This is a genomic window from Caballeronia sp. A2-2 (genome assembly GCF_057612605.2).
The window spans coordinates 1355147-1379537 of sequence record NZ_CM172588.1 but is presented as its reverse complement, the minus strand read 5'-3'; the positions used below and the strand labels follow the sequence as shown (position 1 = coordinate 1379537).

Sequence of the window (24391 nt, the reverse complement as noted above, 5' to 3'; positions counted from 1 at the left end):
TATGGACACCACCACTGAATTCGATACCGACGTGATTATTGTTGGCTCGGGCCCGATGGGCGCCACAACCGCGCTAGCCTTAGCGACTTACGGGATTCGTTCGCACATCATTTCGCGCTGGAACTGGTTGGCCGACACCCCGCGAGCCCACATCACCAATCAGCGAACCATGGAGGTCTACCGGGACCTCGACATCGAAGAGGACGTTGTCCGCAACTCGACGCCTTGGGACCAGATGGGCGACAGCCTGTTCACCACGTCGTTGGCAGGAGAGGAGCTCATTCGGCATCGTGCTTGGGGAACTGGCGAGGAGCGCCATGGTGATTACGTGAAGGGAAGTCCCTGTCCGCTGGTTGACATCACTCAGCCGAATATGGAACCAATTCTGCTGAACAACGCTGCAAAGCGCGGAGCCGGATTTTCTTCGAACACCGAGTATCTGGGTCACACGCAGGATGCGGATGGCGTAACGGCGCAGTTGCAGGACCGTCTGAGTGGCCGCGAATACACGATGCGCGCCAAGTATCTGGTTGGTGCCGACGGTGCGCGCTCTAAGGTGCTCGAAGAGCTGGACCTGAAAGTTGAAGGCGAAATGGCGCGTGCCGGGACGGCGTACGTCATCTTCAATGCAGACCTCTCGCAGTATGTGAAGCATCGCCCGAGCATCCTGCACTGGATTGTTAGCCCGCACGCCAGCTTCGGCGAAATCGGTCTGGGGCTCCTGCGCGCGGTCAAGCCCTGGACGCAATGGATTGCAGGTTGGGGGTTCGATATTTCGAAGGGCGACCCGGATTTAAGCGAGGAAACTGTCCTCGAAAAGATTCGAGTCCTCGTCGGTGACCCCGACGTGGAAGTCGAAATTGTTCGAAAGTCGGTCTGGTACGTCAATCAAGCATATGCCACTTCCTATTCCCGCGGCCGCGCATTCTGCGGCGGCGATGCTACCCACCGGCATCCACCCTCAAGCGGCCTTGGCCTGAACACTTGCGTGCAAGACGCTTTCAACTTGGCGTGGAAGTTAGCCTATGTGTTGAACGGCTACGCAACTCCGCAGTTGCTTGAGACCTACTCGGATGAGCGAGCACCGGTCGGAAAGCAAATTGTGCTCCGAGCCAATCAGTCCCGGAAGGACTACGCCCCCATCAAAGCAGTATTCAGCGTCGAAGGAACAGAGAACCCGGTCGCTGCGGGTATCGCCCGATTCAAAGACCCTGGTCCTGAGGGCATGAAAGCGCGCGCTGCCGCACAGGAGGCGCTCGAATTGAAGAACAAAGAATTCAACGCTCAAGGAGTCGAAATGAACCAGCGGTATTCGTCGAGCGCCGTTGTCGACGATGGGTCAGCGCCGGAGGCGTGGGCGCGAGACCCCGAGCTTTATCTGCAGCCGACGACGCGCCCAGGCGCGAAGTTGCCGCATGCATGGCTCGTGAATAAGTCTGGCGACCGTATCTCGACCCTCGATGTCGTGGGCAAAGGAAAGTTCACCCTTTTGACTGGCCTTGGCGGCACGGCATGGGCTGACGCTGTTGCGAAGCTGGACCTTCCCTTCCTCAAGACCGTCGTCGTCGGCTCTGAGCGCTACCAAGACCCGTACTGCGATTGGCAGCGTCAGCGTGATATCGAGGAAGCCGGAGCGCTGCTAGTGCGTCCGGACGGATATGTTGCCTGGCGTCAAAGCGCGAACGTCTTCGATAACTCTGAAGCATCGCAGTTGCTGCGCAGTGCTCTCGAGGCCGTTCTGGGCAAAGCGTAAATCTTCACCTCGAGATTGTGACGCGCACGCTGGCGTTTCACATTCCCGACTCCACTAATCCTGTAAAGCAGAGGAAACGAGAATGAGCACCCAAACCGGATTGACCGAAGCAGGTACGAGCAAGTTCGCCCGAATCAAGGAGGGTGACCTCGACCTTCAGATTCACTACAACGACATGGGCAAAGGTCCTCAGACCGTGGTGATGCTGCACGGCTCAGGCCCTGGCGCGAGCGGTTGGGCGAACTTCAATCGCAATCTTGAGCCGCTGGTTGGTGAAGGCTATCGTGTCATCCTGATGGACTGCCCAGGCTGGAGCAAGAGCGACCCGATTGTGAACAAAGGCTCGCGCTCGGAGCTGAACGCCAAGGCACTAAAAGGCCTGCTCGACGTGCTCGACATCCAGAGCCCGGTCCATATCATCGGCAACTCGATGGGCGGACACAGCGCCGTCGCGTTTGCTTTGGCAAATCCCAGCCGCGTTGGCAAGCTCGTCTTGATGGGTGGCGGCACCGGAGGCCCGAGCCAGTTTGTGCCGATGCCGACTGAAGGCATCAAGCTGCTGAACGGGCTCTATCGTGAGCCGACCATCGAAAATCTGAAGCGCATGATGAATGTGTTCGTGTTCGACACGAGCAACCTTACCGAGGACCTGTTCAAAACGCGCCTGGACAACATGCTTTCGCGTAAGGAACACCTCGAAAATTTCGCGAAGAGCCTCGATGCAAATCCGAAGCAGTTTCCGGACGTGGGCCATCGTCTTGCCGAAATCAAAGCGCCAACGCTGGTGATTTGGGGCCGCGACGACCGATTCGTTCCGCTGGACGTAGGTCTGCGTCTCGTGTGGGGCTTGCCGAACGCCGACCTGCATGTGTTCAGCCGCTGCGGGCACTGGGCGCAGTGGGAACACGCGGACAAATTCAACCGTATGGTGTCCGACTTCTTCGCGAACTGATATCGGCGGCGTTACAAGCCCGATGTTCCTCACAGAAGACCGGGTCGCGGTCCGCATTTCAAAACCTTTAACACACACTAGCCCCTTTCAGCACCACGGCTGCTCGATGCAGTCGTGGGCTCGCTTGCGTTAGGTCATTAAAAGTGTCAGTCGAGGAGATTCCACGTCGATTAAACCGACAGTGATTTGAATAGCATCCAGACCCTCTCGAACGCTGGACTAACTAGAAGAAGTATTTGGAGACTCTAAGTCATGAAGAAGACCGTCGTTGCCGCGGGTTGCCTTGCCGCGTTTACCAATTGCGCTCATGCTCAAAGCAGCGTCACGCTGTACGGCATTATCGATGAGGGATTTAACTGGACGTCCAATTCTGGCGGTAAAAGCCTGTACAACCTCTCAAGCGGCGTTATGCAAGGTAGCCGGTGGGGCTTGCGTGGGGCGGAAGACCTTGGTGGTGGCCTGAAAGCGATTTTCGTGCTGGAGAACGGCTTTGACGTCAACAACGGCTCGCTCGGCCAGAAGAATCGCGGAAGCACTCAGGGGTTGATGTTCGGGCGTCAGGCATATGTCGGTCTCTCGAGCCCCTACGGAACGATGACCCTTGGCCGTCAGTACGACTCCGTCGTGGATTATGTTGGTCCGCTCGAAGTGGGGACGCAGTGGGGAGGGTACATCGCCGCGCACCCCGGCGACCTCGACAATCTCAATAACGCTTACCGCGTCAATAACGCTATCAAATTCACCAGCGCGGACTACAGCGGCCTACGATTCGGTGGTGTCTACAGCCTTGGCGGCATTGCGGGAGAGACGACGCGAAATCAACTGTGGTCGGTTGGGGCAGGTTACACGCGTGGCCCACTCGTCCTCGGCGCAGCGTACCTGAACGCGCGGAACCCGAACGTTGGCTTCTTTGGCGACAATGGGGCGAGTACCGCACCTGCGGCGAATGCGAACTTCATCTCGTCGCCAGTCTACAGTGGCTACGCGTCTGCGCACACCTATCAAGTCATCGGCGCTGGTGGAGCGTACACGTTCGGTGCCGCAACAGTCGGCGCGACCTACTCTAACGTGCAGTTTAAAAGCTTGGGCGACACAGTTACGTCAGGCCCGAATCCGCGCGGATACACCGGGAACGCTACGTTCAACAATGCGGAAGTAAGCTTCAAGTATCAGGCCACGCCGGCATTGGTGCTGGGGGCTGCATTCGATTACACGAAAGGTGGCAGTGTCTCCACCGCTACGAGCTCGACAGGTGGAGCAAAGTATTACCAAGGCGTCCTCGGGGTTGACTACTTCCTGTCGAAGCGAACGGACGTCTACGTAATCGGCGTCTATCAAAAGGCCTCTGGCACGGATTCAACGGGCGCCACTGCGGTTGCCGCGATTAACAACCTGACGCCTTCCACTAGCGACCGCCAGACGACGGTTCGCGCGGGCATCAGACATAAGTTCTAAGCCGCAACAAGTCGCTAATGGCAGTCGAGCGCGTTGCTTTTTCTCTGTCTCGACTGCCTGCGGCAACGCCCTGACTGTAAGTCCCCCGACGAAACTTTCGCATGGCGGTCCTATCGTGAAATCAGTTATTACATGCGCGTGCCTGGTCGCAACATTCATCGGTCTATCGTCCTGTTCAAGCACCAAGCCGGCGTCAAGCTCAGTACCAGCTCGCATCGGCTTCGTGGCCGGTGCGGGTGGCTTCCAGAAGATGGCCGTTACAAATCAGGCATTTTTCGACACGCTAGCCGAGGCGGGTTACACGAATGGCGGCAAGCTTGATGTCGTGTTCCGAACGGCTGATGGAGACATGGCGCGGATGCCAGCGTTGGTTCGAGAGGTCCTCGACCAGAATGTGAGTATCCTGGTCGTCTCCTCTTCTCCTGGTTGTGCCGCTGCGAAGGCCGCGACCACGACGGTTCCCGTACTCTGTATTTCTGTTCAAGATGACCCTGTAAAAGCTGGTCTCACGCGAGAGGTCGCGAAAGCAGATGGAAATATCGTTGGTGTCTATAGCTACCTACCCGACGGTATCTCACAGCAGATGGATTGGCTCGGTCGGTTTCGACCCGGAGTCAAGACATTCGGTGTGTTGTTCAACCCAGAAAATGCAACACACATCCGCCTACTTTCGGAGTGGTCAGAGCTCGCCAACCAACGCGGCCTAGAGCTCGTGAAGATGCCTGTTGTCAAAGCGGCCGACATCGAGCCTGCAATCAAGTCGGCAGTCGCCCAGCACTGTCAGATTGCGATTGGCCTCCTTGGCGCAGACACCTACGCATTGAGAAAAGAAATCGCCGACGCCGCCCGAGCACAAAACTTTCCGATTGCAATGGATACCCCCGGCGGGTACACGCAGCTTGGAGGTGTCGCGGTAATCGGCGTGGATATCGTGCCGCTCTACCGAAGGGGTGCGCGCGAGTTGATGTTGCCAATGCTTAGAGGGACGTCTCCATCGCAACTCTCATGGCTTGGCCCTGACCGGGTCTCGGTGACTGTGAACCGGGAAGCGGCGCAGCGCTTCGGCATCGCCGTCCCGAGTGGCGTCGATTCCGTTCGGTGACCGTAGGCGGCGAGAACCATGAAAATTCTCATTATCGGCGCTGGTGCAGTGGGTACGTACTTCGGCGCAGCGCTTGCGATTGCGGGCCATCACGTGACCTTTGGTGTTCGCGACGTCAGCAAAAGCAGAATTGACCGCGAGGGCTTGCTGTTGACAGGTCCTCGCGGCGAATTTTCTGTTCGAGGCGTCTCACATACTTCGGACCCGAGCGCGGCCATGAGCATGGACATCGTGCTGTCTACGGTGAAACTATACGACGCAGCATCGAGCGCTCGCCAATGGCGCGTGTCATTAGAGTCAGCCGGTGTCGCAATCTGCCTGCAAAACGGAGTGGATGGCGCTGAACGGATGCTTGTCTCTGCGCCGGAGTCGAACGCAATTGGAGGCATCGCGTTCGTATCCGGAAGCTCAAACTCGCCAGGCAGAGTGAAATACCTCTCGAACATGTCGTCGTTGACCGTGGGAACGACGACCATAGAGAAGAACGCGACATTGAAGGCCTTCGTCGAAAGCTTCGCCAGTGTGCACAATCCGTTGAACGTGCGAATCGAGCAGACAGAAGACATCGCGCTTGCTCAATGGCGAAAGTTTCTTGCGTTGGCGACTAATGCTGCCTTGACTTGCCTCGTGCGACTCGGCGCGGGAGCCATTTACCACGACCCGACACTGATAGAGCTCGCTCAAAGGTCAATCAGAGAGATTTTCGATGTGGGTCGCGCCGAGGGCGTGCCATTGTCATACGCTGACAAGGAATCCGCGCTCGCGATGCTCCAAGGTCTACCAGCCGATATGGTCGCCTCGATGCATCACGATTTGCTCTCGGGCCGTCGACTCGAACTGGACGGTCTTAGTGGGCACATCTGTCAGCGAGGACGCGTCCACAATATCCCTACGCCCTTTCACGATTTCGCTTACGGCTGCCTGAAGCCGCACATGAATGGCGGCAGTACAGGCTTGTTCTGACCGCGACAATTCTCCGATGCTCGTTTGCCGGTGCTCTGCTATATTCAATTGCGAAGTCTGGCGATGGTCGATGTTGATTCGGCCGACCAAAGAGGAGTGGTATGAGGGGAAAGAGCGAAGCGCGAACGGCTGTGAGTATCGATGAGTCGCAGGAGACAGAACAGAGCGTGCAATACGGCTTCCTACGTTCTAATTTTCCGTTCTCAATCCGATTGCTACGCGGCTTTGTGCGCCGTGAAAGCCAGCGTATCTTCGACGAGGTTGGCATCCTACCGGGCGATGCGAGCGTGGTCGCAATCCTTGCTCTCAACCCCGGTATAACTCAAACGAAGCTATGTGATTCGTTGCTTCTCAAAAAATCACAACTTGCGGTCATTCTTCGCGGAATGAGTGAGCAGGGGCTCGTTGTCCGCAAGGAGTCATCTGAGGACCGCCGCATCAATAACCTGCGTCTTACCAAAAAAGGCGAGAAGCTCTGGGAAAAATTGCGTCAGCGTATCGACGAACACAATGAACTCATCTTGTCTCCTTTGTCCGAAGGAGAGAAGCAGACGCTCAATAGACTCTTCGAGAAAATTATTGGCGGATTCGAGGCACGAGGTTTGTCCGGCGACATGCCAGCACTCGCCGACGACTAAAGATATTGGCCGTGCGTACACGGCCATTTCACGCGTTAAACCGCTGGCGACAACCTAAGTGGAGTCGATGAAGGTCCGAACTCGACCCAGTCTGTCATCTTCACGTCGCCTGCGAGCTCAAATCCGCCGGTCATACGAAGCAGAGCGCCGATTCCGATTCTAAGTTCAAGACGGGCAAGGGACGACGCAGGACACTGATGCGCTCCGCGCCCGAAAGCGATGTGACGATTCGGCTGTCGGAACATATCGAACTCGTGCGGGTTAGGAAATACGTCTTCGTCGCGATTTGCCGACGGGAAAATCATCGTGATGGCTTCACCCGCTTTGATGTTTCTGCCGCCGATTTCGACATCGTGCTTGGCAGTCCGTGCAAACACCCTGTACGGGGCGTACATACGAAGAAATTCTTCGATAGCTCGCGGAAGCAATTCAGGCATCGACCGAAGCTTTGTCTGGAGCTCTTGGTCGCGAGCAAGGTGAACCGCAATGCTCCCGAGAACGGCGCCAGGAGCGGCTTGGGCGGCGGACAAGAACTGCCTGATGCTTGCCACGACAAGTTGCTCAGGGATGGCCTTGCCTCTCTCGCCAGCGAGAAGCAATGCGGAAACGAGGTCCTCGTCGGGGTTCAACAAAGCTTGCTTTCGTCCTTCCACGATTTCGCGAGCGATGGCATACAGGTCTGTGCTCGCCTGAATCATTTCCTCCTGATTCATTGACGTAGTTGCACGGTAGTAACGCACCCCAACCGAGCGAGCGCGAAGCATCATCTCAAGCGGTAGCGAGAGTATTTCCCCAAAGGCTTGAGCGGCGAAGTATTCGGCGAAGTCTTTGGTGAAATCCGCATGACCTTGCAGAACCAACGGCTGGAGCAGCTCGTGGGCATAGCTCTGAAGCGAGGCTTCCAGCTTGTCGATGCGCGACTTCCTGAAGATGCGGTTTATGGGCTCGCGGAAGGTGCTGTGTTCAGGCGGGTCGAAATGCAAAGGCGGCCGCGGCCCGTCTTTGCGAGTGACGCGCGGGACGATGTTCTGTTCTGCCGTGCTGAACGATGCAGTGTCTTCCTGCAGTCGGATGACGTCGTCGTACTTAAACAACGCCCAGAACCCCCCAAACTCACTACTGTGTGCCACAGGACACTTGGCACGCATCTCGGTGTAGTAGGCGTGCGAGTTGTCAAAGGTCTCCTCGTAGAGAGGATTAAATTCCGATTCAATTTCGCCTTCTTGCACGACGTCCCTCCAATCTCGACGTACCTCGGACTGCGACGTTGAGCGTCATCATCCCAAGCAGTTTTCATCCGTTAATCCGCTGCGCACGTTCACCGTGCTCCACTGTGCGGCTCCTGCGTCAGGGCCTTCCCGGATATGTCAAAAATGGATTCGCGTCATCCAGTTTCGACATTAGCTAAGCACCTGTCGTTGGTCCTAGTATAGCAATCGTTAAGAATGTTAACGAATTTATTTGAGTCGATTCCTGCTCTCTCCTGGCGATGGCTTATCTCCAAGAGAAGCCGGGAAATCCCGCGGTTTGATGAAAAGAAAAACATATGTCGGAGACACTTAATGAGAAAGAAAGCGGTGGCAATCTTGGCTTGTGCAATGTCTGGAAGCTTTGCTCATGCGCAGAGCAGCGTGACCTTGTACGGCGCAATTGATGCCGGCCTTACCTACACATCAAACCAAGGTGGCCACAGCAATACATTCTTTCAATCCGGTGTGAACAACCCAGACCCTTGGGGTCTGAAAGGCGTTGAAGACCTCGGTGGAGGAACCAAGGCAATATTCAAGCTCGAGGGGTACTACAACTTGGGCACCGGTGCCACCAATGGAGGCGGCATATTCGCGCACCAGGCGTGGGTGGGTCTTCAAAACGATAACTGGGGTACGGTGACCGCCGGCGACCAGTACGATTTCATGCTTACATCCTTGGCCTCTCGTCGCTGGGGGCCGATGATTCTCTATGTCTCGCCGTTTATGACGCAGGCCGGACCATTTGCGAACCTTAAGGCTCCGGGGCCTTTCGGGATGTTTGACTTTGACCGTACCGCCGGGACTGTTCGCATGAACAATTCCGTCATGTATCAGAGTCCTGTCATCAACGGCCTTACAGCGGGCGCAATGTATGGCTTTGGAGGTCAGCCCGGTTCCTTCGGGTTGAACAGCTCACAAAGTTTCGGCATTGACTACGCCAACGGTCCTCTGGCGCTCGACGCGGCGTACACCTATCAAAAATACCCCACTATCGCCAACGGTAGTAAGGGGATTCGAAACTATGGCTTCGGCGGACGCTATGCCATCGGAAAGAATTTCGTCGACGCGCTGTGTACGAACACGGCAAACACCGACAACGGCGCGCGCATTGATGTTTATGAAATCGGCGGCCTCATACCCATGGGTGCGGCGCTGAACCTTCACCTCGAGTACCAATTCATGCAAGGTAACAAGGTGCTCAATGAAAATAAGGCGCATCAAGTTGGCGCCACGCTCGACTATTCCATCACCACCCGCACGGGTGTGTACGCGAGCGTTCTGTATCAACATGCAAGCGGTGACGGTGCAGCCAACGCGTACATCATTGGCATGCTTGGTCCGTCGTCTTCGGGAAATCAGACAGCCGTTCGTATCGGTCTGAGAACGCGCTTTTGATTCTCGTTCAGAGCCCTCATTGGCGCTCGAACGGCGAGCAACATTTGAATATGGTTGGACAGGAGACTGGAATGACACTCGAGGCATCCACACTTCGGAAGTTGCGACTTCGTATCGTCTACTTCGTGTTTGTGCTTTATATGCTTTTTGCACTCGACCGGGTGAATATTAGCTTCGCCGCACTTCAGATGAACAATCATCTCGGATTCGATGCGAAGACCTATGGTTTGGGCGTGAGCTTGTTTTACGTAAGCTATCTTGCCTTGCAGTTACCGAGCGCCATGCTTATCCGCAAGCTAGGTATCAAGGTGTGGCTCGGTGGTTCCCTTGTGCTATGGGGACTCCCTTCCGCGGCGCTCGCGTTCACGAACAGCAAAGAGATGTTCTATGTCTTGCGCTTCATCCTTGGGGCGGCTGAAGCCGGCTTCGGCACCGCCATCATCTATTACCTGAACAACTGGTTTCCCAAGCGATATCGCGGTACGGCAATTTCCAGCACATTCCTCGCTGCTCCCGTGTCAGTTGTCATAGGTGCACCGCTTTCTGGTTGGTTCCTCTCGTTCAATGGAGCAGGGCTCGCCGGATGGCAGTGGATGTTTCTTCTCGAGGGAATTCCGACCATCCTGCTTGGCATCATTTCCCTCTTTTATATATCGGAGAGTCCTGCTGCCGCTCGATGGCTCACCGAGCACGAGCGAGAGTGGCTGGCCGGTGAAATCGAACGGGAGCACAACTCAGTGCGTACTGCCGGCGGTATCGAGTCACTTCGCTCCGTCTTCCTTAGTGCCCGCGTATGGGCTGCTGCAGGGGCGCTTTTTTCTCTCATTCTGGGCTTTACGGGCATGCTCTATTGGCTGCCGCTCGTCCTGAAGCAGGTCTCGAAGCAAACAGATTTTGGCGTCAGCGTATTGAGTGCGATTCCGTGGTTGGCAATGGGCCTGGGCATGTATTTCAACGCTCGACACTCTGACCGGCAGCAGGAAAGGCTCTGGCACGTCGGCGGTGGCATGTTTGCAGCCGCGGTTGGACTTGTTATAGGTGCCGGGGCACCTGCGCCATACAACATGCTAGGTCTCCTGATTGCAGGGTGCGGAATCGGCGCGGCACAGGGCATCTTCTGGACTATTCCTCTTGGATTCTTGAGCGGTTCTGCCGTTGCGGCGGGGCTGGCACTTATCAACCTTGTCGGGAACAGCGCGGGTCTCGTCGGGCCAAACGTCATCGGCTGGTTACGTCAGGCCAGTGGTTCATTCGTGCAACCGACTCTTTTCCTTGCGGCGGCGATGGCTGTGGGCTTCGTCTTGTTGCTTCCACTGAGAAAGGCGCTTGGGACCACGGTAGTTCCGGAGGCCGGACGATGAGTCTCGTGAGAAACAGCGACGACGACGACCTTGTGCTCGTGGCGGTGGGCGATGTGGGACCTTGTCGAGACGACCCCAGAAGCATTTTTGAGGATGTGCGTGAAGACATGCGCGGAGTCGACATCGGATTTTGCCAACTCGAGGTCAACTTGTCCGAGCGCGGTCAAAGACTTCCTCAGGTTCGGCATACGACGAAAGCGAGCCCTGATACAGCCGATGCCATGCGCGAGTGTGGCTTCAATGTTGTGTCCGTCGCCGGCAATCACTGCATGGATTGGGGGCGCGATGCTTTCGACGATACCGTCGCGGCTTTGCGCAATGCTGGCATTCACCCCGTAGGCGCCGGTGCGAACATCGAGGAAGCTCGCAAGCCTGTCATCGTCGATTGCAAGGGAACGCGGGTTGCCTTCTTGGCCTACTGCAGCATATTGCCCGAGGCTTTTTGGGCGGACGAGAACCGCGCTGGATGCACACCTATGCGGGCTTGGACCGTTTACGAGCAAATCGAGAAAGACCAACCCGGGACACCACCAAGAATCCATACTTATGCGAATCGCGATGACCTTACGGCGATGCGAGCAGACATCCGCGCTGCCCGCGAGCTCGCCGATGTCGTCGTAGTATCGATGCATTGGGGGATTCACTTCATTCCATTCACGATTGCGGACTATCAGCGAGAGGTAGCACATGCGGCAATCGATGAGGGCGCCGACATTATCCTTGGGCATCACACGCACATTTTGAAGGGCGTAGAGGTGTATCGCGACAAGCCGATTTTCTACAGCCTTTGCAATTTCGCGCTCGACGTTCCACTGTCACCAAAGATGATGGCAAGCAAGGCTTTCAAGGAAATCCAGTCCCTTAACCCTGAATGGAACCCGGACCCGAACAGCTCTTACACCTTCCCGCCCGATTCGCAATTGACCATAGCGGTTCGGGTTTTCATTCGAGAGCGAAAGGTGCTCGAGATATCGGTGTTGCCGGTTTTCATCAGCACGCACTCTCGACCGAGCTTCCTGGTGGCAGCAGACCCACGCTTCCATCAAGTAGTGGACTATCTGAAGCGCGCGAATGCTTTCGCAGGGTTCGACGACGTGGCGTTCGAGCTGCGGGAGGGGCGTCTCCAACTGACACGAGAGCAGGACCATTCTGGCTCTAGAAGCAAATCGGAGGCCGCCAATGGATGAGTCTGTCATCCTTGCTGGTCACGTTGCGGCGACCCGTTTTAAAGTACTTCCGTTGGAGGCAGTACGTGCAGCGGAGTTGAGCTTGCTTGACGCTATCGGCGTTATGTTTGCAGCAACGGGACTTACCGAAGCTTGTCGGTCCTTTTCCAATTTGGCACGCGCCTCGGGCGGTCGCCCTCACAGCGTGTTGCTGGATTCAGGCGCGCGAGTGCCGGCGGCGGCCGCCGCATTGGCAAATGGCGCACTCGCGCATGCGGTGGACTTCGAGGACACACACGACCGTGCAGTACTCCACCCCAACGCGGCGGTCATTCCAGCTGCGATGGCGGTCAGCGGAATGCTTGAAGGCGCTTCCGGCAAAGACCTCCTGACTGCAATCGCGGTCGGTGCAGACGTCGTCTGCCGCTTGGGCCTTGCTCTGAGAACGAATCCGCATGACAAGGGTTGGTATCACCCTCCCATGCTCGGTGCTTTCGGGGCCGCTGCCGCTGCTGCGAGTCTGCTTCGACTGACACAAGAGCAAGTCGTCGCCGCTTTCTCACTTGCGATGAGTCAGTCAGTCCTCACCTCGCAGTTCGAGTCTGATGCCGCATCATCCATCCGTGCGGTCAGAGACGGATTTGCTGCACAGGCCGGAGTGGTCGCTGCGCTTCTGGCACGAGACGGAATTAACGGATTCGCTGAGCCATTCGAGGGGCGCGCAGGATGGTTTGCCATGTACGCCGATGGCCAATTCGCCGGTGATTGCATACGGCATGCTCTAAGTGAGCGTTTCGAGGGAGCGTACGTGAGCTATAAGCTCTGGCCGTCTTGCCGCGGTACGCATCCCTTCATCGAAGCAGCACTGAAGCTTCGCGAAGAAGGCGTGTCACCTGACCGCGTGGAGCACATCGAGATAACGGCTTCGCCGTTGACCAAGATGCTGTGCGAGCCCTTCGAGCAAAAGCAAAGACCTGCTACCGCAATCGACGCGAAGTTCAGCATCCCCTTCACGACTGCAGCCGCCTTGATAACTGGCCGAGTTGGCCTTGACACCTTCGCGACCGAGCGACTCGGCGACAACCAGGTTCTGTCTTTGACGAAGAAGATGAGCTATCGGATTGATACGAGCAGAGACTTCAAAGCAACGCTAAGCGGCACAGTCCGAGTTGTCGAGTTGGATGGACGCACATCGTCCGTGAGTATCGTGCGTCCGCGTGGGAGCGTTGAGTGTCCAATGACCGAGGCCGAATTGCGGGAAAAGTTCTACGACTGCTGTACCTACCATGCCGTGCCAATTACGCGCCCCAAGGCTCAGAAAATCGCTGACACGGTGCTGAATGTTCGAAAGCTTGATAAGTTGGAACCGTTGTGGGAATGCTTTACCCGAGCGCAGTGACTTGGTGCCGTCGAGGCACTTGCTGGACCATAAATAGGGAGACGAAGATGAATGGACATAGACTGGCAGTCGCGCTGGCGCTCATGACTGGCGCCACCATCGCCGCAGCACAGCCGCCCCAAAATCCGAAGCCACCGAGGCAGGCGGGCGCAAGCGCTGCTCATAGCGACACTCAAGGCTGGACACCAGGAGCGCCACTTCCGCCGTCTCGAAAAGCAAATATTCACCATCCGAAGTTCGGGAAAAAGCCCAAGGCTGCATCTGCAGCAGATTCGAACTGACATTGGCGGTCGGTGAGTCGCGAGAGGGGCCCATGTGGCCCCTTTCGCGCGCTCGTCTGCGCAGAAGATTTAGTTGTGTTGGCTATTAAGACAAAAAGAGCCTAGTCCTGGATAAAGAGCTCTGTTTGAAACCTAAAGAAAGAGCTTTTTAAAAAGTGTTAGATAGTGAAGTGCGAGTTGGGCGACAGAACTTTGATTGAACGCGTCGCCCGCGTCAGCGCAACATACCAGTGCTGACGTGAAGTGCACGCATCCGGGGTGACAACTACATGGTCGAACTCTAAACCCTTCACAAGCAACGTGCTCCCCACCGAGCGATATCGAATGATTCGGCCTCTTTCTCGACGAGAGTTTGCTATGTGGAAAGCAGCATCGTCCAAGTGCACGTCCGGATGGTCGATGCAGTGGTGGAGTGCGGCTGCTACGCAATACGAAAGCTCGGGGCGGACCACGGTGACTCCTGGCTCTCGTTCTATACAGGTAAGGAAGTCGGCGACGCTGGCGAGAGAGTTTGCCCGAGCAATGGCGCAAAGCGCCAATTCCGCAGGTGTTGCTGGAACTCTCACGCGGGCTGGATTGTTTAGCAAACTTTCAACTCGTCTCCTTTTGCCTGCGACGTCAGTGCCCGCGTAGACGGTACCAGCGAGTTCCAACACTGCCTGCATGCGACGCGCACCCTCGAGGTTACGAAGCGCTAAATAGAATTCCCGCTCGGTGCGGCCGCCGACAGGCTCGACCGTCGTAGCGCCAATGGATTTGGCGAGGTCGGCACGCTGGGTGTCGCTCACGCTAGAGTGAATGACGCTCAACGTGTGACCGTCGTCCATGCGCACCGCGCAGTGAGTCGCAAGCTCGTGAGCCGCAGACCGTTGCGGAGCTTGCCTCCACGTCAGGCATTCGGGCGCGCCAGTGAAATCGAACCTTCCGGCCCGGAATTCATCTCGGCTTCTGATGAGCCAAGCGCCCAAATCGGGATTTCCTGCGGCTATCCAGCGATAAGGCATAGCAAGCCTTCCCGCCAAGGGAAATCGGGCGAGAGTGTCCGCATCCCAGTCCGCCAGTTCGCCCGGACGGAAACCAAAGATAGCTTGGAGCGGGTCGCCGAAGACGTAGCACCGCAGCGTTAGAGCTAAGGCGCAGACAAGACGATGGTGGTCGCGTGTGCAGTCTTGATACTCGTCCACGAGTACGCCTGTATATGACGCACGCAGGACGCTTGTAATGGCGCCACTCTCGACGAGGTGAGCCGCTGCCTGGATGACCGCGCTCCAATCGCGACCGGCGGCGGTCCACGCCTGCGGCAGCCCAGAGCCTATCGGGTATGCCATTGCATATCTGTGGGCCCATGCCGACAAGGTGTCTACATGCCATTTGTCGGCGGGCACCGCAAGGCGGCGCAGTCGCTTTCGAATAGCATCGACGCCGGCTACGGTGTGAGTCAGGACTAGCCATCGTCCCGGCACGTGCCGCGCGACGAGCGCAATCTGCTCGGTTTTCCCGGTACCCGCAGGCGCCTCAATCGCGCCGCTTCGCGATGCCATCATCTGGGCAACTGCAGCTTCAAGCATCGGCTTCTAACCAGGTGAAGATTCGGACGAGGTGGTCATCGGTTGTGCCACCGCCGATAAGGGACCACGGCGCGAGTAAGGTCTTCCCAATATCGAAACACAGGTCATAGTCCCGCTTCACCCATTTCTTCGAATGTGCCAGCGCGCCGAGTTGCCGAAGCATGCCTGCGTCATTTAGACGCCCCTCAATTTGGTCCAACGATGCAAACTGAGTTCTCGTCATCGTGGATGTCTCGCCAATGATGCGCGCCTCGCCGTTTTCACGTGCGGCGAGCCGAAGAAGCGACAGACGAGTCTCGATTGACGTTCCGAGGAACAGCTCCTGTTCAGTGCAACGGTCATCACCCCACTCGAAACGGCTAACGCCGACCGCATTGAGGGCGGCCTGTTGAGCAGCATTCGGCGGGGCGTCACTGTCGGTGAGCAATCCCGTGCGATAGCCCAGTCGGCGGAAATGCACGGCAACCTCCGGAGCCGACGAACCGCCTCCGTCGACAAGTGCTACGTTGTTTGCCTGGAATGGTCTTTCGGCACCTTCCGCGTAACCCTTCAAAAGTGCAATTTCAGTCTGCCCTTCACACACGAGGACGGAGCGGGCAAGTAGCGCTTCGCCCTTGTCACGGACATACTGTTTTGCCGCCAGTGCCGGGGTGTCACTGCTGCTGGCAGACGAGACGGAGACCTTGCCGCTAAGAGCATCTCGCCGACACACGAAGACTTCGGCGAACCGAACCTCTCGCAACGTTGTCGTCGAATGGGTCGTCAGAAATACTTGGCCGCTCGCTTCTACGCGCTTGCGGAGGTGGCTAGTGAGCAAAGAGATTCGATGTGGCTCAAGTCCAAATTCGAGTTCGTCGACCAGGAACAGATGTCGCCCCGCCGAATCTGCACTCTGGAGCGCCGCTACTGCGAGGCGCGACGAGCCTGTGCCCATGCATCGAAGCGGCACATTTCCATCGTGAAGGGCAATTCCGCTCGCGTTCGTCGAAAAGCTCGTGTGGTCAAGGTTCGCCGCCAGCTGACTGCGAACTTCCACGCCAAGGCGGGAGATGTCCGGCGCGACGGATTCGATTGTGTCCTTGAAAGTCTGTGCGCTCCGGCGAGCAAACGCGTCGCGTGCGTCGCGCAGCAACTCGTTCAAAACTGCCGGCAGGCGCTCAGGATGCTCGCCGACCCGCGACAGCGCTGAACCTCGCCCCCACGACAGGTGTCGGTCGGCGTACACCCCGAGGCGGGCCGGAGCCATCTGCTTTCGGTCGGCGAACTGGATTCGTCTTGTCTTGTCGGCCGGGTCGTGGTGATGCGGTATATACCAGACGGGCTCGAGAGTCTCATCAACTTCGAGCTTGAGCATCAGCGCCGGACGAAATCCTTCAGCTTCTGCCGGCTCCGCCCGCCAGCCCCTTGTATCAGGGTTCCATCCACAGAGCGTGAGCCCGTACTTGTTATCACGCAGGAAGGCCTCGGGCAGGTCCGCCACGATTGCTGCAATACGGATATGGTTTGCCGGCGCGGCGTCGTAGAAATCCAGGTCGTCGAACGACACATTGTGACGCTCGGCAAAGAGCAAATCGATGGCGTCAAGAATCGTCGTCTTCCCGCTGTCACCTGGGCCGATGAGGCCATTGATGCCTGGCTCTGGCGTCCAGGTTAATTCGCTGATACCCCGAAAGTTCTTGATGTAGAGCAATGCGATATGCACGTCGGTCTCTCCGCCGATTCCCGCCGGATGCAGGCTTATGTCGGATTCGACTATATAGGTTTACGTTGCAAAAAACGAACGCAAGAAATTGTGAACATGCGGCCGTGAGCCTGGGTTCGAGCTACCGCCCTGAAGCATCTCGACGTACCGTCGCTGTCGACCGACCTGTAGACTTCGATTTCTCGTTCACCGGTAAGGAGAGTCGTTTTGCTCGACCCAATCATCTCGCTCGCGTTCTCCATGCAGTCCAATCGAGGCGTGTATGCGCTTTTGCTCGGCTCGGGCGTATCCCGGTCATCGAGAATCCCGACCGGTTGGGAAATTGTCCTCGAGCTCGTGAGGAAGGTTGCCCGGCTGGAAGGTGCCAACTGCGAACCGGACCCGGCGGCGTGGTATCTCGCAAGATTCGGCCGCCAACCTGACTACGGCGAACTGCTCGATGCGGCCGGAAGAACACCCAGCGAGCGTCAGGCACTTCTGCGGAGCTACTTCGAGCCGACGGAACAAGAGCGTGAGGACGGTGCGAAGATGCCGACCAAAGCTCACCGAGCCATCGCGAAGCTCGTGCGTGCTGGCTACGTGAGGATTATTGTCACGACGAACTTTGACCGCCTCACAGAACGCGCGCTGGAAGACGAAGGCATTGCACCGATTGTGGTCAGCGGTCCGGACCAGTTGGCAGGGCTTCCTCCGTTCGCGCATCTCGGATGCTGCGTTGTCAAAGTCCACGGCGACTACCTTGATGTGCGCATCAGGAATACCCCGACCGAACTCGACGAGTATGCGCCCGAGATGAACCGATTTCTCGACAGAGTGTTCGACGAGTTTGGATTGGTGACCTGCGGTTGGTCGGCCGATTGGGACACAGCGTTGAGAGCAAGTATCGAGCGTGCACCATCACGCCGTTACTCCATGTATTGGGCCTCTAAAGGCGAACCGAGGCAGGCAGCGCTTGACCTCATTGCGCGACGTTCCGGTCAGGTTCTACAGATTGCCGATGCCGATAGTTTCTTCGATGACCTACACTCGAAAATTGAGTCCATCGAGGAATTCAGCAAACCGCATCCGTTTTCAAAGGACATTGCAATCGCGTCGACAAAGCGCTTCCTCAGTGAACCAAAGCACCGAATCCGCTTCTTTGACCTCATCGACGGTCTAGCTAATGACCTTGCAGTGAAACTTCGCGACGGTCCGTTCGCGGATACGAATACCATGCCCGGGCTAGAGTCGGTGACAGCAAGAGTCGAGTCCTATGACTCTCTTTGCACAAGCCTTGTTGGTGCGGCATTTATTATTGGTCGCTGGGGGACACAAGAGTCCGCCGCCGTGCTGCGTCGAGCTCACGAGCGAATTGCGGCGGTTCGACGTCAGGACGGATACGACATTTGGACGTGCTATCAGCATTACCCCACCACATTGCTCACGTACGCGGCGCTTCTTGGCGCGTCATTGAGCGACAACATGGTTGCGGTGCGCCCACTATTCGATGGCGAAGTGAAACTCTTGAGCTACGACACGCCTGTGGCGGTAGCCCTGCCTCCTGCGCTCTTCGTTCCCGATGGCGGCGAGAAGCTTCTCAAAGGATTCGAGCGGCAGCGTGTTCCGGTCAGCATGAGGTTGCATCAAACCCTCTGGTCAGAGCTAGGTGCCGATTTTACCTCTCAATCAGAGTTCGATTTTCACTTCGATTTTGTAGAAATTCTCGCTGCGCTGGCTTGTCAGCACATCAGGTCGCAGATGGAAGACGGCGATTTAGGGCGGTGGTTCCCGCCGGGTAAGTACGTCAATAGCGCGAAAAATCGCGAGCGAGTTTTTAGTCGAATCAGAGAGAGCCTTAACACCCTTGGCGACAAATCACCCTACGTGCTGACAAAATTGTTTGGAAGCACCGCCACCGCATGCGAGGCTGCAGTTTCCGCTTTGAGTGCCTCATCAGCCAAGAGGATATGGGGATGAATTGAGTGTTCGACGTCGTCAACGCTGAACTTAATCTTTGGCGTTCAGTGAGCGATGTCTTTGATGACATCGCGCACGTTCGCCTTATTGCAGCGTCCCTGGGAAGACATCTGAATTGCTTGCTGGAAGTGGCGAGGACGCTGGCGTGGGTGGAACGATTTTGCCCGTAAGCTCATAGGCGTTCGATGCCTTAGACAAGTCCTTAGTCTTGTCGTCGCCGCGCACCTCAATCGTCGAGACAAGCTGGACGCCTGTGCTTCCGTCTCGTGCCTCCGCAAGAGTGAGCGGGGCAGCTTCAGGTCCCGGCTTGGAATACGCACTTACACTTGACCCGGACGGCAGCTCTTCCACACGACGTAGAAGGTACACGGTATCGACGGAAACTATCTTCACCGTCATAGAAACCGTTGGCTTCACGGCGTTCGCCCCCTGCGTCGAAGTGATTGCCCACTTCTTCTCCAGCTCAGCCGTGATAGGAAAGAGTCCAAGCACTGTCTTGGCCGTGTCATCTGTCACGGTGGTGTTGGACTTTGTAAGAGTGCCTTGGGAATCGAACTCGAAATCTGCAGTAGCCGTTCCAATGAGCGGAACTCTATTTTTAATGTAGTAGACCTTGGGTCCGGTAATCATCTGTAGAGCCCATGTATTGCTCGTTACATCCGGCTCGTTGACTCGGACAAAGGGAGGTGGTGCAAACATCGCGAGCGCATGACTGACCTTTTTCTCAGCCTCTACAAATGTAGTCTCTCTGAGGCCAGCGTCGAGCCTCGTCAGTTCATCACGCAACCGTTTCTGACTTGAGGCTGCTCCATCGATGCGGATAGGTCCTGAGGTAGGTAGCGAGACCTTTTGGGCGTCGCTACTACGGTCGTCAGCTAGTTCGATTTGTAGTTCGAGGTCGTGGTACACACGACGAGTTTCGTGGTTGAGCACGGGCACTTTCACGTAGAACGGAATCCCAGGTTGCGTAACCATTTCGCCGCCATCTTGGGAGGAGACGTCGACCGCGCTGCATGCAGTCAACGTGATGGTTCCGAGCACCACTGTCGTTAAACGGATGCGTTGTGCCATGAGACCTCCGGACGCAGACCGGCAAGGCCGCGATGACCGAAAATATACGAAGAAGAGCTGACAAAATGTGCGCAGTCGAACGTTGCATAGCGCTCCGCCACAGGCTCAATTTGTGAGGCGAACGACAAGCTCGTCGCCAACCTGGACGATTGAGGCCTTGCGTCGCGACGGCCCAAGCGCGGCCACGCCGACGACTGAGCACGCGTCACGTTGGCGCTTGTAGCTGGAGGCGAGATTTTCCGAAATTGCACTCGGTCAACCCTGAAAACATCTGCTGATTGGCTTCCTCTCTAGTCCCAAGAAATTTTTTTGAGCAAAACTCCAGCGCCGCTCGCAGTCAGGCAGCCGACGAGGAAAGCTCTATGCGTGATGTCAGGGGACCCCTCCGGTCATCGCTTGCAAAACGCTGAAGTCTCGTTCAGCATTGCTGGACGGTTCGACCATACAGCGGAGTTGCAACATGAGCGATGATGAAGCTACTGTGTCAGAACAATGGCAACTGAAGGGTGCGGAAGTCGATGTCCAGACCGTTCTCGACGAACTGCGCGAGGCCTATCCGGATGTCCACTTCGAGGCGGAGCCTGCCGAGGAGGAGGACGATGAGGCGTTGACCTCCCGCAAGCCGCTCCGTGACCTCAATGTAGTGGACATCATCATCACGGCTGTTATCACAAAAGCGGCTCAGGAAACTCTGCTATATGCCTACAACAAGCTGAAGGAGCTTGCGCAAGACAAGTCTATAGAGGTCGAGGAGAAAACGGACGAAGAGGAAGGCTAGAACCACAAGCCCTGTAGGTAATTCCCAGCGGGCGCCGGGCTGTCTCGACGGGCCTAACTCGATTGAAGAGCGATTCAGAGAGCGAGCGCCCAAACGCGCCGCATGCTATGGCATACAAACCGTCGCCGCTAATCGCCCGAGCGTCGCTCCGGTCCGCTACTGGAGACGGCTTTTATTCGCCGCATTCGCAGTATCTTGGCTTTAATAAGGAAAAAATCAGCCGCTGGGTGCAAAATGTTAAGGGTGGACTGAAAGACCAACCTCCAGGTGTGAAAGAGGTTGAATCCGTAATTCAGCACGAGCTCGCTCACTGGATTCAAGGCCATGGGACCAGTATCGGTGCCTTTCTCTCGACACTGCGCGGTCGGCAACTAGACTTATTCAAGCGCTTTCCTCGTGCTGCTGGCGCCGAGTTGATTCACCGACTGTTCAGTCGGCGATTTGCGCCCGATGCCGCGCTGCCCCTCATCAGGACGTCAAAGTCTGTGCTCGCGAACGAGCCGGAATATGAGCGTCACGAGGTGTTCCTAGGCTTTAGAAGTCAATGGTGGAGTCTGCAACTCGCACAGTCCGTTTTCGAGCAGCCCACGGAAATCGTGAAGAAACGGCTGCGGGTTGGCGAAGCTCTAAGAGTCGCATTCGCTGATTCGACCGCGGATGAGTGGGGGCTATCTTCGTTGAACAGCTCCGACGCTGAGGAAACGAAACTCCAAGGGGTCTTATCACAGCAAATTAGTACAAACGACTTGCTTGAAGGATTCGCCTCGGCCAACCAACTCCTGTATTACTGCCTGTACCAGAAGATTGAACGAGGCGAGTGGCTGCAGCAGCGCATAAAGAAGACCATCCGGTCAATCTCTACGACACACTATGGGACAGGGATTAGGCATCTAGCTTCGGTGTCTTCATCGGCGAAGGGAGACATGATTAGCGGCATGGCCGTCTTTTGTGCAATCGCCGATTTGTCGTTACATCCGTCCTTCGAAGAAATCCACAATGCGGCCGCGCAAGGAGGGCTTATTGCGGACGCATTTGAGCGAGTGTATCCGCCATCGAGGTTCGTCGCGCTCTGCGAAGCCGCCGCTGGCCTTCCGCAGTTGTCCGTCAGAGCGACGCACGACGAGATTGAATCCTTTCAATCGGAGGTGATTCGCCGCGCTGGGATGACCATCGCGAACGAACAGCCGAAAGACCGCAGCGGGCTTCCGTCGATGCACGACCTGACATACAAAGGGGAAATTTTGGCCAAGTACACTTTGGCCGACGTAGAGAGTGCCTGGCAGAACAACGCGATGGAGTTGCGAAGAAAACTGCCAGCGTTGTTTGTTCTACCCTCTCCGCAGTATTTGCTCGACCGCGACTGGCTCACTGAAGTGCGCAAAGACCGCGAAAAGAGTTCTATCGTCCTTCCACCGCTGTGGTCAGATACAGAGAAACACATCTACTTTCACCTTAACCACTCGTCGTCCCACTGCCTAATCTTCTGGTCGCTCGTCGCGAACATCACGCATAGCTTATTGTGCGGCCACCAGCATGTGGACCTTTCCGGCTTTCCAGAGGACGTCCAAGAGAGCGGAATCATGGAGGACGCTCGCTCGGCAATATTTAGGCACTGCGGATTTGACACTGCTCCCCCTGTGACATAGACCGTTTCTAACGGAGTGCCGTACCGGTATCGGGTTGCGGAGAGAGGATGGTGTAAACGCGGCAGCGAACCGCCGTGGCGATGGAGCCTGCCTAAGTCACCAAAGGAGTCTCGAAGTTTCGGACTCGTGGGCGCAACGTCGAATGTAGCCCCATCAACGAAGTAAGCTGGCCCGTACCCAAACTCGGACACGAAAACCTCGGGGCCGTTCTGTTTGAGCTTCGGTTGGCTACGAAGTACACGCTCGCCATTGCCGTTGGCCATCACCTCAAAGCCAGCGGTACGGACAGAGAAACTATCTCCGGTGAAAGTCATGCGATGCGCCGATGGCTCGAGCATATCGAAGTGCTACCCGATAGCCGCCTCCTCGGCGCATGACCTGGACGAGGGTCTTCGTTCCGAGACTCTCGAAACGATAGTTCAATTCGAATAGCGCATGCCACGGTAGGTTGAGAGGCCTCATTGCTCTCGTTACTCGCGCGAGTCGATGCCGCGTCCGCCCTGGTTGAAGAAAAACTTCGGGATAGTAATTCGCCCGGCCAACCCTTACTCTAACTATGAGGTCTCGACACACCCTGTATCGAAGTTCCTTACGCGAGAGGCCTGCGCGCTTCGAAAACGCTGACGTTGTGAGCAGTCGCCCGGTGCGAACAAGTCGACGTCGCGCTCGGCGGACGAGTCGCATGGCTTCCGAGTCGGGCGTGTCTGCAAGGTCTTCCATGACATTCTTCGCGAGTTGATAGAAGCCTGAGGTTCGACCGTTGATTGGTAGCTCATGGCTGGTTGCTCCGCCGAGGCTCTCGGCTCAGTTTCGAGAGCATTCCGAACACGGCGTCCGCTACTTCGGTCACCGTAGCCCGCTTTGTGGACAGCTCGAATTTGTGAGCAACAGGAAGCTCGTCGCTCCCTGCGGTCCCCACTGTCACTGCAAGGACGCGGCCATCAAGGTGGCAGACGAGTCTCGCCTCGGGCACTGTGTCAGTTTGCCCCGCCGCCTGCCGCTCGACGATGACGACCATCGTCTTTCGTGCGTGGGGAATCGTATGAGGGAGTTGGTAGCCCGGACTATGAATGGCGCTGAGCGCCCGTGTCCACAACGGGCGCCGCGGGTCTATCTCCGCCGCACATTCATACAGTGGCTCTGCGGTTGAGGAATGCGTGGACCAATTGCCGCCGTAGAACTTGACCGCAGTCCGGCTGAACTCGCTTGCCCAAGCCTTCGCAAATCGGCGGAGGTGTTTGTAATTGACATCGTCTTCAAGCATGTCGACTGGCACGTTGTCGCCGAGCGCCCCGCACTCTCGCGTCAGAAGGTCAAGGCGCGATTCAGGCGGCGCCGGCACGATTATCTTGGCGATGTGCCAGAGCCGCTTCAGGTTCAACTTCGCGTCACAGAAAATCGCCGGGTAGACCGATTGACCGTCGACATCGAGCGTGAACAAGCGCCCATCGGTGAGCATAGCCGCCAGCCGCTTCTTGCTCACTCCTGGCGTCGCTCGGAAGTTCGCCTCGGAAAGGAGCTCTCCGTTCGCGAGCATCTGGCGACGTTGCTGAGCCGCCTTCTCTCGAACCCTCTCCATCGAGAGGAGACCTCTCGGAGCCGGATTTTCGAACACGTCAAAGTTCTCGTCGGCAATGAGCAAGACAACTCGTTCGACAAACGCTTCATCAGTGGCTTCGTCGAAGTTCGTTGACGGCCCCACGCCTGAATGGAAAAAGTCGTCGACGGCGCCGTGCTCTCGATGTTGGCGCTCATGCATCCATGGCAGTCTGGGCACAATGACGGTGCGAAGAATCTCGGCGCCGGTTGCATCGCGTTGTGCTGGCAGCAGCAGCAGGGTCGCGCTCGGCGCCGCACGGCTGAGTTGTTCGAGCAGTTCTCTGACATTCATGTTTGTTGCTCACGCATAGGCCTACACGAATCAGAGGCGGCCGAGGCTTTCGCATGCCGCCGCG

At 56.9% G+C, this 24391-nt stretch carries 18 protein-coding genes and 1 pseudogene; 13 read left to right on the top strand and 6 right to left on the bottom strand.

Features of this window, described 5'->3' with window-relative positions; genetic code table 11:
- Position 1: 1 nt before the first annotated feature.
- From ACZCWR_RS22650 to ACZCWR_RS22625, 6 genes are all read left to right on the top strand, one after another.
- Positions 2-1753 carry an FAD-dependent oxidoreductase gene (locus ACZCWR_RS22650; RefSeq protein WP_487303854.1) on the top strand — a complete coding sequence of 584 codons (1752 nt, stop codon included), beginning with the start codon at positions 2-4 and terminating at the stop codon, positions 1751-1753.
- Between the two features lie 82 nt (positions 1754-1835).
- Complete coding sequence (locus tag ACZCWR_RS22645; RefSeq protein ID WP_487303853.1) at positions 1836-2705, top strand: alpha/beta fold hydrolase; 870 nt, start codon at positions 1836-1838, stop codon at positions 2703-2705.
- Positions 2706-2957: 252 nt separating this feature from the next.
- The gene (locus ACZCWR_RS22640) at positions 2958-4160 is read left to right on the top strand and encodes a porin (protein ID WP_487303852.1); all 1203 of its coding nucleotides are present in this window, start codon (positions 2958-2960) and stop codon (positions 4158-4160) included.
- 115 nt (positions 4161-4275) lie between these two features.
- Positions 4276-5262, top strand: coding sequence for an ABC transporter substrate-binding protein (locus ACZCWR_RS22635; protein ID WP_487303851.1), 987 nt, complete (start codon positions 4276-4278; stop codon positions 5260-5262).
- Between the two features lie 18 nt (positions 5263-5280).
- Entirely contained in the window at positions 5281-6225 is a 945-nt protein-coding gene (locus ACZCWR_RS22630) for a ketopantoate reductase family protein (protein WP_487303850.1), read from the top strand.
- 101 nt (positions 6226-6326) lie between these two features.
- The gene (locus ACZCWR_RS22625; RefSeq protein WP_487303849.1) at positions 6327-6863 is read left to right on the top strand and encodes a MarR family winged helix-turn-helix transcriptional regulator; all 537 of its coding nucleotides are present in this window, start codon (positions 6327-6329) and stop codon (positions 6861-6863) included.
- A 35-nt stretch (positions 6864-6898) separates the two neighbouring features.
- Here ACZCWR_RS22625 and ACZCWR_RS22620 read toward each other — a convergent pair whose 3' ends face one another.
- The gene (locus ACZCWR_RS22620; protein WP_487303848.1) at positions 6899-8092 is read right to left on the bottom strand and encodes a cytochrome P450; all 1194 of its coding nucleotides are present in this window, start codon (positions 8090-8092) and stop codon (positions 6899-6901) included.
- A gap of 333 nt (positions 8093-8425) precedes the next feature.
- Between ACZCWR_RS22620 and ACZCWR_RS22615 the strand changes: the two genes are divergently transcribed.
- The 4 genes from ACZCWR_RS22615 (at position 8426) to ACZCWR_RS22600 (ending at position 13434) form a co-directional block, all read left to right on the top strand.
- Entirely contained in the window at positions 8426-9508 is a 1083-nt protein-coding gene (locus tag ACZCWR_RS22615; RefSeq protein ID WP_487303847.1) for a porin, read from the top strand.
- A gap of 71 nt (positions 9509-9579) precedes the next feature.
- Complete coding sequence (locus ACZCWR_RS22610; RefSeq protein WP_487303846.1) at positions 9580-10869, top strand: MFS transporter; 1290 nt, start codon at positions 9580-9582, stop codon at positions 10867-10869.
- The gene (locus tag ACZCWR_RS22605; protein ID WP_487303845.1) at positions 10866-12056 is read left to right on the top strand and encodes a CapA family protein; all 1191 of its coding nucleotides are present in this window, start codon (positions 10866-10868) and stop codon (positions 12054-12056) included. The genes ACZCWR_RS22610 and ACZCWR_RS22605 overlap by 4 nt, the downstream gene beginning before the upstream one ends.
- The gene (locus ACZCWR_RS22600; RefSeq protein ID WP_487303844.1) at positions 12049-13434 is read left to right on the top strand and encodes an MmgE/PrpD family protein; all 1386 of its coding nucleotides are present in this window, start codon (positions 12049-12051) and stop codon (positions 13432-13434) included. Before ACZCWR_RS22605 ends, ACZCWR_RS22600 begins: the two co-directional genes overlap by 8 nt.
- Positions 13435-13873: 439 nt before the next feature.
- Here ACZCWR_RS22600 and ACZCWR_RS22595 read toward each other — a convergent pair whose 3' ends face one another.
- The 3 genes and pseudogenes from ACZCWR_RS22595 to ACZCWR_RS22585 form a co-directional block, all read right to left on the bottom strand.
- Positions 13874-14542 (bottom strand): hypothetical protein, encoded by a 669-nt coding sequence (locus ACZCWR_RS22595; protein ID WP_487304791.1) that lies wholly within the window; start codon positions 14540-14542, stop codon positions 13874-13876.
- 294 nt (positions 14543-14836) lie between these two features.
- Positions 14837-15043: pseudogene (locus ACZCWR_RS22590) on the bottom strand (UvrD-helicase domain-containing protein); the annotation flags it as partial.
- 232 nt (positions 15044-15275) lie between these two features.
- Positions 15276-16985 carry an ATP-dependent nuclease gene (locus ACZCWR_RS22585; RefSeq protein ID WP_487303843.1) on the bottom strand — a complete coding sequence of 570 codons (1710 nt, stop codon included), beginning with the start codon at positions 16983-16985 and terminating at the stop codon, positions 15276-15278.
- A gap of 207 nt (positions 16986-17192) precedes the next feature.
- On the opposite strand from ACZCWR_RS22585, the gene ACZCWR_RS22580 reads away from it, so the two are divergent.
- Positions 17193-18941: an SIR2 family protein gene (locus ACZCWR_RS22580; protein ID WP_487303842.1), complete on the top strand. Its 1749-nt coding sequence runs from the start codon at positions 17193-17195 to the stop codon at positions 18939-18941.
- Positions 18942-19025: 84 nt separating this feature from the next.
- Here the strand turns inward: ACZCWR_RS22580 and ACZCWR_RS22575 are convergent, their stop codons facing one another.
- A complete protein-coding gene (locus ACZCWR_RS22575; protein ID WP_487303841.1) occupies positions 19026-20012 on the bottom strand; it encodes a hypothetical protein in 987 nt (328 codons plus the stop codon).
- Between the two features lie 460 nt (positions 20013-20472).
- On the opposite strand from ACZCWR_RS22575, the gene ACZCWR_RS22570 reads away from it, so the two are divergent.
- Both ACZCWR_RS22570 and ACZCWR_RS22565 read left to right on the top strand, forming a co-directional pair.
- On the top strand, positions 20473-20790 hold the full coding sequence (locus ACZCWR_RS22570; protein WP_487303840.1) for a hypothetical protein: 318 nt from the start codon (positions 20473-20475) through the stop codon (positions 20788-20790).
- Positions 20791-20897: 107 nt separating this feature from the next.
- Positions 20898-22436 carry a hypothetical protein gene (locus tag ACZCWR_RS22565; RefSeq protein ID WP_487303839.1) on the top strand — a complete coding sequence of 513 codons (1539 nt, stop codon included), beginning with the start codon at positions 20898-20900 and terminating at the stop codon, positions 22434-22436.
- Between the two features lie 772 nt (positions 22437-23208).
- Here ACZCWR_RS22565 and ACZCWR_RS22560 read toward each other — a convergent pair.
- Positions 23209-24327: a hypothetical protein gene (locus ACZCWR_RS22560; RefSeq protein ID WP_487303838.1), complete on the bottom strand. Its 1119-nt coding sequence runs from the start codon at positions 24325-24327 to the stop codon at positions 23209-23211.
- Between the last annotated feature and the right edge of the window lie 64 nt (positions 24328-24391).